Genomic DNA, 12860 nt, shown 5'->3' with positions numbered 1-12860 from the left:
GACCCGGCGGTCGACCGGGGACGGTGGAACGACGGCCGGCGTGTCGCCCGAGGAGTGGACGGACGGCGCGGGGTGCTCGCCTCTCCCGCATGTCGGGCATGTGCGCGGGTCGGTCATGGTGCCTCCGCACTCTGGTCCTCGTCGAGCACCAACTGGTGGCGCCCGGGCTCGAGCATCACTTCCCGGCTGTGCAGGCCTGTGGCGTCGCGCCAGCTGACCCTCGCGGCCACTGGTGGCCCCGGGGGCAACGCGAGGTGGACGTCGCTGGCCGACACCCCGCTGTGCCCGTTCGCGGGATAGAGCTGCGCCTTGCCGCCGCCGGGGAGCTCCAGCTCGACCTGTGCCCCGATCGCGGGTCGATCGCCACCAGCGGCGCCCCGGCTGACCAGCTGGAGATAGGCGGCAGGGCGGTTGACCGGCCCCTGGTTGAGCAGCAGCACCGAGTCCTCGAACTGATTGGCGACGAGCGCATCCAGCCGACCGTCGCCGTCGACGTCACCGAGCGCGATACCGCGGCTGTTCCACGGTTCGTCGATCTCGACGGCACTCGCCAGATCCGCGTAACGACCTTCACCGTCACGAACCCAGAAGGGGTTCGGCTGGTGGCCCGCCAGGTCGGCGTCCGGCCCGAGAGTGGGCCAGAAGTCGGGATCGAGGACGAGCTGGTCGTTGCCCATCGCGAGTTCCTGCAGCTCCGGCCAGGCGTTGTCCACACCCTTCAGGAAGCCGGTCGACTGCAGGATCTCGTCGACTCCGGAGTTGTCGAAGTCGCCCGCCTTGACATCCCAGCTCCAGCCGGCGCGGGCGATGCCCAGCGCCTCACTCCGCTCGCGGTAGGGCACACGGCCTGCCGCGAGATCCTCGGGCTCGCCGGACGGGACGAAGAACAGGTTGCTCTCGTGCAACCCGAATTCGGTGGTGATGTTGCCGACCATGATCGACGGGAGCCCTCCGCCGTCGGCGTAGGTGAACGTGACGCCCATGCCCTTGAAGGAGTCGTGACCGAGGACCTGGCTACGCGGGGTGTACGGGTCCCGGGAGCCGTAGACGGCGGTGAAACCGGCCCGACCCGGGGTGGAGTCGTTGACCAGGAGCTGGTCGGGGCCGAAGTCGTTGGCCAGGTACACCTCGGGCAGCAGGTCCCCCGTCAGGTCCTGCATGCCGGTGGCGAGTGTCCAGGCGCTGGTCGAACTCGTGGGCAGCGCCGACGTGGCGTCGATGATCTCCGGCATGTCCTGGACCCCGCCGGTCGGCTTGGTGAGGAACAGCTTGGCGCCTCCGCCGTTGAGCGCCTTCCCCAGTGAGCTGTTCATCGCCATGCGGCCGTCATCGGTCGCGGTCGGGTCCAGCACGCGAGCACCGTCGGGAAAGAAGTTGCCGAGGAGGATGTCGAGGTGTCCGTCGCCGTCCACATCACCCACGTTGGCGGTGGTGGTGTTCCAGATCTGAGGGGGATCCACCAGCTCGTGCGCATGGAACCCGTCCGCCGTGGGTCCTGCGACGCCGCTGCCCTGGTTCATGAAGACGATGGGCGAGCGTCCCCAGTAGGTGACGAGCAGATCCGTCGTCCCGTCCTCGTCGAAGTCCCCGGGAACGCACCCCATCGGAGCCATGGTCGTGTCGTAAGCGAGGTCTGTGGGGCGCAACTGGAAGCGGGGGTAGTCCGGTCCGCCCGCTTCCGGCACGGGGAACACGGTGACGGAGTCGTCGCGCGGGTCCACCAGGCACCCGTCGGCCGACCGTCCGAGCCCGCGCAGGTCGCTGAGGGAGACCGCCCCGCCCACGGCGGCGATCCACGCCTGCACCCCCGAGAAGTCGGGATGCACCGGACGGGTGCTGCGCCCGCCCGGTGGAGCCTCGTTGAGGACTACCGTGCGGAAGCTGAAAGGGCGCGCCAGATCAGCTGTCTGCTCGGCGCTCGGTCCCGGGCGCCGCGTGAACATCGCGGCCGTCAGCGTCAGCGCCAGCGCTACGGCCAGGACGACCGCCCGGCGCGCTGCCGGGGATCCGAACACGGTGGCCACTAGGCCCCCCGCGAGTCGAGGACGTCGGCGACCGCGTGCTGGAGCCTGGTCTTCCATTCCAGGAAGTCGGCCAGGGAGCCAGGGCTGCCGAGATCCGCAGAGGCCCGGTCCGCGAGCCGCCCGGCTTCGTGGGCGTCGATCCCCAGCACCCGGACGCAGACCGCGTTGGTGTACGGCGGCACGATCCCGGCCCGCGCCCGGGCGGCAGCACCGAACAGCACGCCCTGGCCGAACCCTGGCCGATGCCGGGAACCGAGGTCGGCGAGGTCGTCCAGGTCGGCGCCCACGGCTCCGCCCGCGTAGGCCACCGCCAGGCCCACCCCCGCCCACAGCGACCGCTGAGCCGACGCAGGGACGCCGGCGATCGCCGCCGCTACGGATCGGACATCGGCAGCCTCGATGAACCAGAGTGCCCGCCCACAACCCGCGAGCCGCGCCTCGCGCACGAGGGTCGCCGGGGCTGCGGCCAGGCGGCGCACCGCCGGAAGTCCACCGAAGAAGGCGTGGCAGAACCCGGCGCCGTCCAGCGCCAGCCACCGCAGCAACGGGGTGTCGGGCAGCCGCGGGAACCAGCCGGACCGAAGCGGCCCCAACCCCCACCCGTAGCCGACGTGGACGAGATGGGCGTAGCCGTCCCCGGCGTCTCGCAGAACATGGGCGAGCGCCTGCGCCCGGCCGAAAGTCGCCGCATCCCGGAGGGCGGCGTACATGGCCGCACCCTCGTAGGCGAAGCCGCGCTCGAACGCGGGGACGTCGGCCAGCGCCTCGTGCACGTGGGACCACCTCGAGCTCGCCAGGTCGAAACCGGCGATGAAAGCCTGTGCGTGCCCCTCGAGAAGCTCCCGGGCGTCAGGCCGGTCGGTTCGGAACCCACGGCGATCGAAGTCGGCCAGGGACCGGGGAAGCCGGACGCCGAGCGGCCACCGGCCGGCAGCGGGCAGATGCTGCCGGCCGGAGATCGTGCCGTCCACCTCTGCATCGATGGGAACGCTCATGGCATCCACTCCCCCGAAAAGAACTGACAACAGCAATAAGACCTGACAACAGTTGTTCCGGGCAGCGTCGATCGACATCGAACAGCTGCTATTGACTTCGCCCGGAATTCGACGCACCGATCCAGAAATGCGCCATGTAATGACGGGAGGGGCGATGGTCTCGGGCCTTGTCGACCAATCGCGGAATCATCAGGTGGAGCTGGCGCGGACGGTATCAGCGGCCCGAGCGCGGGGGCAATAGGCCCTGAACGGGCCACGCGTCTTTCGACTTCCGCGCGCGTTCAACGCGCTGAACAGCCGGCAGGATTAGGCGAGGTTCAACAACCGGATGCAGCGATCCGCGGCAACCATGTCGCCCTCGAGCTTCACCAGCCCCTGCGCGACGGCTTCCAGCGGATCGATCAGCCGTGCGCCGACACGGACGAAGGTCTCGGCATCGCTGGTGACCCTGAGCGCGACGTCGGCGACAGGCGCGCCTCGCCCGATGCTCACGACTCCGTCCTGGACGGTGACCACCACGGGGACGCCGTCGATCACGAACTCGTACGCCTCGTCCAGCGTCGGGATGCTGTCGTCGGTGACCATGGCCTCGAGCGCGATGATCGCCCACTCGGCCCGGACGACGCCCTTGCTGTCCTGCTCGGTCAGGGCCGAGAGTCCCCATCGGGCGAGAAGGAGCAGGGGCCCCTTCAGCTCCTGCCCCCGCTCGGTCAGCTGGTAGGACTTACCACGGCGGTCACCGGCCACCGGCACCACCTCGATCACGCCCGCCGCTGCGAGCCCTTGCAGCCGCTCCGCGAGGAGGTTCGAGCCGATGCCGGGCAGGTTCGCCACCAGATCGTTGAACCTGACCGGGCCCAGCAGCAGCTCACGGATGATGAGCAGGGTCCATCGGTTCCCGATGACGTTGAGGCCCGCGGCAAGGCCGCAGAATTGACCGTAGTCACGCGGCGATCCCACAGAACCCCCCTCTCCGTTCCCCTGGTGCCGCGGTGATTCCGAAGGTTCACCGGTGAGGCAGGGGCCCGCCGGGGCCCGTTCCGACGGCGTTCAAGGTACCAGTCGGAACGAGGACCGGATCTCTCCCGATTGGTGGGTCGACGTCCCGCCCGCGACAGAATCCTGCCTCCGCACGCTGCCACCGTGTGCATCAGGAGATCCCCGCGACGCTCCCGGCCGTGGTGTCTTCCAGCGACCCGGGGACGTCGGCCTCCAGGAGGACGGTCAAGACATAGGGTGCCGCCTCGAGTTGGAAGTCCATGTCAGGCGCCCACTCGTTGACCGCGCCTTCGAGAGCGAGCAGGCAGAGGATGGGGAAGACGAACTCGGGATCGGCGTAGACGCCGCAGCGGCGCTGGATGTCGAAGAGGGCACCCGCGAACTCGGGAAGGCTGAACTGCGCGACGCTCCGACCGGCACTGACCTCGACGAGCCGTGAGACATCACGGCGGAACGTGACCAGATCGGCGTCGTCCAGCCGACCGGTCGCCGAGGCGAGCAGCGTCTCGGCGCATCCTGGTCCGTCGGACTCGATCATGCCGCCGATGAACTGGGCGAACCGTCGTCTCGCCGACTCGCTCAACTGGTAGGCGAAGCCGAAGTCGATGACGGCCACCGTCCGCTGATCGATCAGGTACGCGTTGCCCTGGTGCAGATCGAGGTGCGCGAGGCCGACGAGGAACACCGACCGGTACACGGCACTCACGAGCAGCTGCGTCGCCGAGGAGCGCTCGGCCTCGCCCATCTCGTGCGGCCGGGTGCGCCGGAGATCCTCCACGTACTCCATGGCGAGCACACCGTCGTGGCACATCGCCGGTACGACGCGGGGCACCACGACACCGGGGGCGTCTGCCATGGCGTCGCTGAACCGCTCCAGGTGCAGGCGCTCCCTGTCGAAGTCCAGCTGCATCAGCACCGCCTCGCAGACCTGATCGGCGATCTCACGGACCGGTATGCCGGAGGCGCCCGGCAATCGCGCCAGCAGCCGAGCTGCCCATCGGATGATCCGGGTGTCCGCGTGCAGCTGTGACCAGGCCTCCGGCCTCCGCACCTTCAGCGCGATGTCACCGGCGGGTCCCGGCACCCGGTACACACAGGCGATGGAGCCGCTCGCCACCGCGCCGGCCTCGACACCTGGGCGGGCCCGAACTGCGCAGCTGGGGCAGACCGCGGCGATCACCTGCAGGGCGTCGCCTGCGGGCATCGGCCGCACCCGGTCCTGGAGTCGCGCCAGCTCGCCGGCCAGCTCCGCCCCCACCAGGTCCCGCCGGGTGCTGAGGATCTGCGCGCCCTTGACGAACGCCCCACCCAGGCGGTCGAGGACCTCGCTGATCCCGTGCCCCTCCACGCCCTTGACACGACGGGCCAGGCCCTCGCCCGCCACGATCCGGGCGACCTCGGCGAGCCTGCGGACCACCATCCACGACGACGGCACGGTCTCCCCCTTCACGTTGGTCGGGCTCGTTCCGACAGCTCCGCATCCACCGCGCGCATGAAGTAGTCGATGTCGCGGTCGAACCACGCGGCCGGGATCGGCCGTGGATGGGTGGTCCGGACGAATTCGGTGAACAGCCCGCTCTCGCTCCTGACCGCCCGGATCCGCGCCGGCAGGTGGCCGTGCACCTCGGGACCGAGGTCGAGCACCTCCCACGACCGCGTCTCGACGCCGCGGCACAGCACCCGCCGGGCGACGGTGACCCCGGTGGCCCGGTGGACGTGCTCGAACACCTCGTACCCGCTGTCCGGGTCGGCGGAGCGCCGAACCTCGGTCGGCCCGAGGGCCGGCGATGCCGAGAGACGGCCGTCCCGGTCCCCCGGGACGACCGGGACGCTGGCCGGGTGCATCCAGGCCATCAGGTCCAGATAGCCGACGTCGGTGAGCGGCAGACAGGTGAACAGATGACGCCCGGAGACCGCTCGCGGCGCGTTCATCGTGGGCAGCTTCACGGTGACCCCAGGGCTCTCGTCCCCATGCTGCTCGACGATCTCGACCAGGGTCGACCGGAGGTTGTGCGGCGTCAGGACGACGAGCCGACTCACCATCCGACCGCCTGCTCCACTGCGCCGGGCGAACAGGTAGGTCATCGGGCGGTCACCCAGCGAGGCCTCGATCCGGAAGGCGAATGACGGGAGTGGACCCGCGCTGAGGCTCGCGCGGGCCCACCCGATGTCGCTTGCGACCACTCTTCGGTCAGACCATGACCGGAGGCGTCGCCTCGATCTGCCGCCAGGCGCTGTCGATCGGCACGTGGTGCAGGAGTGCACCGATCTCCAGGTCAGCCGCCAGCAGGCGACCGACCTGCCGGTCGCCGTCGTACAGGGCATAGCCCCGTGCCGTGCGGGAGACGTCGCCGATGGGCGGCACCATGTTCACGCGCGACTCGACCAGCACCGGCTCGTCGCCGGTGTTGACCGTGGTCCCCAGCCGCTCGATGTCGAACTGCGGGAAGATCTCCGTGGTGCAGTTCTTGAGCGGCGTGTAGCCGACACCCTTGCCGGGCAGCGGAGCCGGCGCGACGATCGCGCCTTCCCGCTTCCCGGGCGTGTTGGTCACCCTGATCTGGCCGAGGACGTCGCTGTGGCCCAGGACCTGCAGGGACAGGAACTGGGCGCCGATCGTCGCCGTTCGCCACGTCAGTTCCGTCGCGCCGGGGGTGCCGATCCGCGGGGTGTGGCGCCGGTAGACGCCGATCCCGTGGAGATCCACGAGATCCTCGCCGAGCCCGTCGATGTCGACGTGGATGCGCTCCCGGACCGTGAACACCTCCAGCGCCGCGGCGCTGAGCGTGTACGGCCTGATGGTGTAGAGGTTGCCGGGGCCGCCCCACGCCAGGTCGTGTCCCTTCACGACCTCGGCATCGAACAGAGCGCCGCCATCACCGCCGACCACGCCCTGCGCAGCCTCGAGAATGGCCATGATGCTGACCGGCGCCCCGTTGGTTGACCTGTCGTCTGTCACGTCGTGCCTCTTTCCTGTGGATGTGTCCCGAGAGCGCTGATCCGCACCCTCGTCGTCTGACCTCTCAGTGGGCCAGCGTCAGGGTGCTCATCAGGCGGTCGAGCTCGTCCACCACGAAGGCGAAGTCGACGAGACGTTCACGCAGGCCGGTGGCATCGGCCGTTCCGTCACCGACCTCGACCGCGAGCACGTCGATGAGGCGCTCGAGATTGTTGTGCGAGATCGTCACCGGGAAGACCCGCAGCGTCTCCACGAATTTCGGGTCGGCGTGCGGCGGGCCCGGCTCGATTCCCCGGTCCGGCCCGAACGCGGAACGCCAGGCGTCGTGGACGGCGATTTCGTAGACCAAGAACGAGCCGCGGAAGTATGTCAGCCACCGCTCGCGCAGTTCATTGGCCGAGATGCGGCACTCCACGAAGTCCTTGGCTGCCGGCGTCACCGAGGAACGGTATGCGGCAAGAAGTGCGCCGGTGTCGACGCCCTCGGTCGACGGGGCGTGCTCGCGGGTCAGTGTCATGGCATTTCTCCTGGTATGCGGGGGCGAGAAGACGCGAGGGCCACCGATTCCCACCATGAAGGAGAATTGTGGCTGCCCCGCTGAGTAGATCGCTTGAAAAACATATAGTCAACCGGTCCGAGAGGTGGCCGTGAACATGTCGATCACGGGGCCGTTCGCGATGGGCCCGGCCCACCGCGCGCCAACAGACCGACCGCCGGCAGCTCCTCGGCACGCGGAGGAAGCCCGGCGCCGGGCACGACGATCGGCGAGGTTGGCCGAGGGGTGCGTCGGGGGTGGGCCGCCACCCGGGCATCCGCGGCCGGCCCACGGATCCGCGACCGTGCGGGAGCCGGCCGTCGTCCCGCCCGGTCGTCCGGGCTGTGCGACCGCCTAGGAGCGTGTGATGACGAGCTCGAGGTACTCCGCAGGCGCCACGTTCGAACCGTCCGCGGACGCGTTGGACCGCTCGAACTCCTCCACGGCCAGCCGTCGGATCGCGTCCCGCTGCGCGTCGTCCAGTCGACCGGTCGCCACGTGCCAGGGAGCCAGGTGCTGAGCAAGGAGATCGACCTGCGCCTCCGCCGACGGTGCGCACCACTCGTGCACCCGGAACTCCATGCGGATGTCGCGGATGTGCTCACCGAACAGCTCGTAGCAGTGCTGCTCCGTACCCCAGAGCACCGGCGGACCGCTCGGGCCTGGCTTCGGCGGTGGGCCCACGACGCACTGGAGGATGCGCTGGAGCCGGGCGACGATCCCGCCCGGGGTCCAGTTCGTCATCGCGATCGATCCCCCCGGCCGGCACACGCGCAGCAGTTCATCGGCCGCTCGCTGATGATCAGGGGCGTACATCGCCCCGAAACTCGAGACCACGACGTCGAACGCGCCGGTGGGGAAGGGCAGCTGCTCCGCGTCGGCCACCTCCGTGCGAATGTCCAGCCCCTCGGCCTGCGCTCGCCGGCTCGCCACCGCGAGGGCGGCCGGCACCACGTCCGACGCCGTCACGAGCGCCCCACGTCGGGCGGCGGCGATGGCGGTGTTGCCGCTCCCCGAACCGACGTCCAGGACGGCCTGACCGGCGCGCACACCGGCCGCCCGGACCAGCAGCTCCGAGACGATGACGTCCCGTACCGCGATCGGGTGGTAGTCGACAGCCGCCCAGACGTTCGGCGGAGAGTCGGTACGCGCGGCGACTGGCGTGGCCTCCGGTGTCGGGCATCCCGGGTCCGGGGTGGACGCTGAGGTGACGGCCAGGGTCTGGTCGCGACCGCTGCTCCGTCGCTGCGACGACGCTGCCGGGGCCGCGGCCGACAGCTGTCCTGCGGCCCGCGAAGCCGCGACCATGCGGTCGAGGATGTGGTCGAGCAACGCCGACGAGGTCGCGAAGTTCAGCCGGACGAAGCCGGCACCACCCCGGCCGAACGTCTCACCGGGGCTGAGCTCGACGCGGGCCTCTTCGCGGAAGAACGCCGCGGGCCGGCGACCACCGGTGGCCCCTCGGCAGTCGAGCCAGGCCATGTACCCGGACTGCGGCGAGGCGACCTGCACCTGCGGCGCCTCGGCGGCCAGGCGCGCGACGAGGTGGTCGCGCCGCTCGGCGAGGTGCGACAGCAGGCCGCCCAGCCAGCCGTCCCCCTCGGCCCAGGCCGCGCGCGTCGCCGTCACGGCGAGGTCGTCGACGACACCGAACAGGTCGGGCGGGTAGGCGCGCAGTCGGGTACGGACGGTCGGATCGCCCGCATGGAGCACGGCCGCCCGGAGCCCGGCGATGTTGAACGCCTTCGTCGCAGAGAAGAGGGTGACCGTCCGCCGAGCCGTCTCCGCACCGAGCGACGCCAGCGGGATGTGCTGGTGGGGATGCAGGGTGAGATCCGCCAGCACCTCGTCCGCGACCAGGAGGAGGTCGCGCCTCTCCCCGATCGCGCTGATCGCGGCCAGCTCTTCCCCGGTGAGGACCCGGCCCGTCGGATTGTGCGGGTTCACCACGAACAGCACCCGCGCGCCCGAGCGCACGACGGCCTCCTCGAGCCGGTCCGGGTCGAATCCCCAGCCCTGGGCGTGGCGCTCGAAGGGGACCGACACGAGGCGCCGGCCCATCGCCTCGATGAGCTTGAGGAAGGGCGGATAGTTCGGCGTCTGCACGACGACGGCATCGCCTGGCGACGTCGCCACGTGGAGGACGATCTGGAGGCCCTGGAGGATGTCGCTGAGCGTCCGGACATGGGTCGGCTCTGCGTCCCAGCCGTACCGCTGGCGCATCCGTGCGGTGAAGGCCGCGGCGAGTGGATCGGGCCCCATCCAGTTCGACCACCCCGGATACCCGAGGTCTCCCCTGTCGAGAGCGGCGACGAGGGCCTCCCGGATCGGTGGTGCCACCGGGTAGTCCATGTCGGCGATCCACGCCGGCAGGACGTCCGCCTCGACCTTCGCCCACTTGACACCACGCCGCTGCCGCAGGTCGGCGACGGCCAGGTCCTCGAACAACCCGCCGTGCGCAGCTCCGGCCGACCGCATCAGGCGCTGCTGCTCGGAGCGCTGGACACCGGTCGTGTCCGACCGTACGAAACCATCAGTTGAACGGGTCACGGACTCCTGCGTCACAGCGGGACCTCCAGGATCAGCGGGTGACCTCGCGCGTTCCGGCGAGGGCGATCTCGCCGGCCGCGGATCGCACGGCCGGGTCGTTCCGTTCCAGGCGCCTGGAGAGCCAGTCGAGGGACAACAGGTAACGGTGGTCCAGACCACCGTGTGCGCCGGGGAAGAGCTCGAAGTGGAAGAGGGCGTCGTCGGTCACCCCGACCGCGGAGAGCGCCGCGCGCAGACCTTGGGCGCCGACGTCGAGAAAGTGCTCGTCCTGCGCTCCGCAGTCGATCCACACGGCGCGCATGCCTCGCCATGCATCGGCATGGGCGGGGATCATCCGGACGGGATCCAGCGCCAGCCACCGCTGCCAGACCTCGGCACGCACGGCGCCGCTGACCGGGTCGAAGGGCAGCTGCGGCACGCCGTCCGGCGTGGGCGACAGGCACGCCGACATGCCGTAGACGATCAGTAGGGACGGGTCCTCGGGACGACCCACCCGGCCTCGTTCGCTGAAGTCGCGCCACCAGCGCTCGATGTCCCCGCCATAGGCCCGGAGGAACCGGACGCACTTCGGGAACTTCGCGAAGCAGGTGTACTCGAACAGGGCATCACCGGCGTGGCAGGCGACACCACCGAAGAGATCGGGCCTCAGCATCGCGCTGACCAGGGCCCCGTACCCGCCACTCGACTTCCCCGACACAGCCCGGCCTCCCTGTGCGTCGACGGTCCGGTAGTGCCCGTCGACCCAGGGGACGATCTCGTCGCAGAAGTAGCTGTGGTACCTGCCGGTGCCCGGCGAGTCCAGGAACTGGCTGCCCCCGTACGACGTCCACGAATCGATGAAGACGAGGATGGCCGGCGGGATGCTCCCCGAAGCGAAGGCCCGGTCCACCTCCTCGATGAACGGCGGGGTGAAGGGCGCCCGGTTGGCCCACATGTCCAGGTGGCCGAAGAAACCCTGCAGCAGGTAGACCGTCGGGTACCGACGCCCGTCCCGCTCGTCGTAACCCGGCGGCACGTACACCCACATCGGACGCTCGGCAGGATCTCCCAGCGGATTGCTGCGCAGCGCCTCGCTGGTGAGGAGATGCTTGTCGAGGCGTCCGCGCAGCACGGAGGGCCACGGGGCGTTCATCGCCGTCCGTCCGGTTCGACCGACCGTGTCACGGGACCGGCGCCGTCCGCCACGCCTGGAGCCACTCGGACTCCTCACGCTCCTTCTCCCGGTGCAGCTCCGCGGACACTCCCTCCAACCGGACGTCGGGATCCGGGGCCACGTAGAAGTTCCCGGCACCCCGTGCCGCCTTGAGCGCGCCTGCCTCCAGGTAGCAGTGGCCGAGCCCGTCGAACGGGACGTCGGGCACGTCGTACCCGAGGAACCGGGCCACGCCCGCGGCCACGGTCACTGCCTGCGCCTTGGCGAAGACCGCCGCCTTGGGCAGTGGCTTTCCGTTCTCCAGCACCACCATCGAGTTGTCCCCCAGCGCCCACACGTCCGGCAACGACGTCTGCAGGGAACGAGGGTCGACGGGCGCCCACCCGGCCGGCGCGAGCCCGAGCTCGGCGATGGCGCGGGGAGGCCGGTGCGGCGGGACGAACACGAGCAGGTCGAAGGGGATCTCGAGCCCGTCGGCGCCGCGCAGGACCCGACCATCCGCGTCGACCGAGGTGATGCGCGTCGACGGGCGGAAGCGGATGCCGGCCCGCTCCATCATCGAGACCACGCCACGGCCCACCTCGGGCCCGGCGACCGGCATCGGCTGCGGCTCCGGTGTGCAGACCTCCACCTCCACCGAGGATCGTGCACCGGTCTCGGTCAGGAGATCGGCCACGAGCATGGCTCCCTCGTACGGGGCGCCGGGACACTTGTAGGGGACGTCGCACACCAGGACGACCACTTTCCCGCGACGCAGCGCACGAATGCGCGCCTGAGCGGCCAGGGCAGCATCCGGTGCGTAGTAGTGGACGGCGTCCCCTGCGGCCTCGGCCTCGGCGAGCCCGGGTAGCCGCCCGATGTCCAGTTCGGCGCCCAGCGCACAGACCAGCGCGTCGTAGGACAGGGTCCCGATGTCGGTCAGGACGGTCCGGTTGCCCGGGTCGATCCGCTCGACGCGGCCGTGGACGAACTCGACGCCCGGCAGGGCCCGGTAGCCATCCCGCAGTGTGACGGCCTCGCGGTCCCGCCAGCCACGGAGGAGCCACAGCAGGGACAGCCCCTGCACCTGCTCGGTCGACGAGTCGACGAGGACGATGCGATCGGTGTCCGGGAGCCGCTCGCGCAGGCCACGGGCGGTCGCCAGCCCCGCGACGCCCGCGCCGAGGACGACGACGTCGCGCGCCATGTCGCCGGCCATCAGATGTTGATGACCTGGTCCGCCCAGGCCGTCCACTCCGCGAGCTCGGACATGGACGACCGGTGCGTTCCCTTGACCAGTTCCTCGTCGCCGATCCCGCGGGCGTCGAGGCAGCTGCCGCAGCACCCGACCTCCGCTCCGGCGGCGGCCACGCCCGCGACCATCTTGCCGACGTTGTAGTAACCGTTCGGCGTGTGCTGGCCGGACTTCGCCGCGGCGACCGCATCGGCGAAGAAGAACATCCGCGCCTCGCTGCCGGGGCCCTGGAGCATCTCCCGCGCCCAACGCAGACCGTTGTAGACCCTTTCGGTGCCGTACGGAGCGTCGTGCAGGACGAACAGGTATCTCATGTCAGCTCCAGCCAAGTCGTGGGATGGGATCTTGTGATCGGACTTTCTGCCACGGTCGAGCCACCGGACGCCGCCGCGGTCCGGGCTCCGCGGGGAC

At 70.4% G+C, this 12860-nt stretch carries 11 protein-coding genes; all 11 read right to left on the bottom strand.

The window, feature by feature from the left end; translation table 11 throughout:
* Positions 1 to 113 precede the first annotated feature (113 nt).
* Positions 114 to 1826 (bottom strand): VCBS repeat-containing protein, encoded by a 1713-nt coding sequence (locus ABDB74_RS05820; RefSeq protein ID WP_346622470.1) that lies wholly within the window; start codon positions 1824 to 1826, stop codon positions 114 to 116.
* A 197-nt stretch (positions 1827 to 2023) separates the two neighbouring features.
* Positions 2024 to 3019, bottom strand: a complete 996-nt coding sequence (locus ABDB74_RS05815) for a DUF1702 family protein (RefSeq protein WP_346622469.1) — start codon at positions 3017 to 3019, stop codon at positions 2024 to 2026.
* A gap of 306 nt (positions 3020 to 3325) precedes the next feature.
* A complete protein-coding gene (locus ABDB74_RS05810; protein ID WP_346622468.1) occupies positions 3326 to 3979 on the bottom strand; it encodes a helix-turn-helix domain-containing protein in 654 nt (217 codons plus the stop codon).
* Positions 3980 to 4169: 190 nt separating this feature from the next.
* Positions 4170 to 5468 carry an AarF/UbiB family protein gene (locus ABDB74_RS05805; protein WP_346622467.1) on the bottom strand — a complete coding sequence of 433 codons (1299 nt, stop codon included), beginning with the start codon at positions 5466 to 5468 and terminating at the stop codon, positions 4170 to 4172.
* A complete protein-coding gene (locus ABDB74_RS05800) occupies positions 5465 to 6061 on the bottom strand; it encodes a hypothetical protein (RefSeq protein WP_346622466.1) in 597 nt (198 codons plus the stop codon). The genes ABDB74_RS05805 and ABDB74_RS05800 overlap by 4 nt, the downstream gene beginning before the upstream one ends.
* 148 nt (positions 6062 to 6209) lie before the next feature.
* Positions 6210 to 6977, bottom strand: coding sequence for a DUF6073 family protein (locus ABDB74_RS05795; RefSeq protein WP_346622465.1), 768 nt, complete (start codon positions 6975 to 6977; stop codon positions 6210 to 6212).
* 64 nt (positions 6978 to 7041) lie between these two features.
* The gene (locus ABDB74_RS05790) at positions 7042 to 7494 is read right to left on the bottom strand and encodes a hypothetical protein (RefSeq protein ID WP_346622464.1); all 453 of its coding nucleotides are present in this window, start codon (positions 7492 to 7494) and stop codon (positions 7042 to 7044) included.
* Between the two features lie 372 nt (positions 7495 to 7866).
* Complete coding sequence (locus ABDB74_RS05785) at positions 7867 to 10077, bottom strand: aminotransferase class I/II-fold pyridoxal phosphate-dependent enzyme (protein ID WP_346622463.1); 2211 nt, start codon at positions 10075 to 10077, stop codon at positions 7867 to 7869.
* A gap of 16 nt (positions 10078 to 10093) precedes the next feature.
* Positions 10094 to 11194 (bottom strand): alpha/beta hydrolase-fold protein, encoded by a 1101-nt coding sequence (locus tag ABDB74_RS05780; protein WP_346622461.1) that lies wholly within the window; start codon positions 11192 to 11194, stop codon positions 10094 to 10096.
* 28 nt (positions 11195 to 11222) lie between these two features.
* The gene (locus ABDB74_RS05775; RefSeq protein ID WP_346622459.1) at positions 11223 to 12413 is read right to left on the bottom strand and encodes an FAD/NAD(P)-binding oxidoreductase; all 1191 of its coding nucleotides are present in this window, start codon (positions 12411 to 12413) and stop codon (positions 11223 to 11225) included.
* Positions 12413 to 12763, bottom strand: coding sequence for a DsrE family protein (locus ABDB74_RS05770; RefSeq protein WP_346622457.1), 351 nt, complete (start codon positions 12761 to 12763; stop codon positions 12413 to 12415). The genes ABDB74_RS05775 and ABDB74_RS05770 overlap by 1 nt, the downstream gene beginning before the upstream one ends.
* Between the last annotated feature and the right edge of the window lie 97 nt (positions 12764 to 12860).

This window comes from Blastococcus sp. HT6-4, from assembly GCF_039679125.1.
Lineage (GTDB): Bacteria > Actinomycetota > Actinomycetes > Mycobacteriales > Geodermatophilaceae > Blastococcus > Blastococcus montanus.
This window is presented reverse-complemented; position numbering and strand designations above follow the sequence as displayed.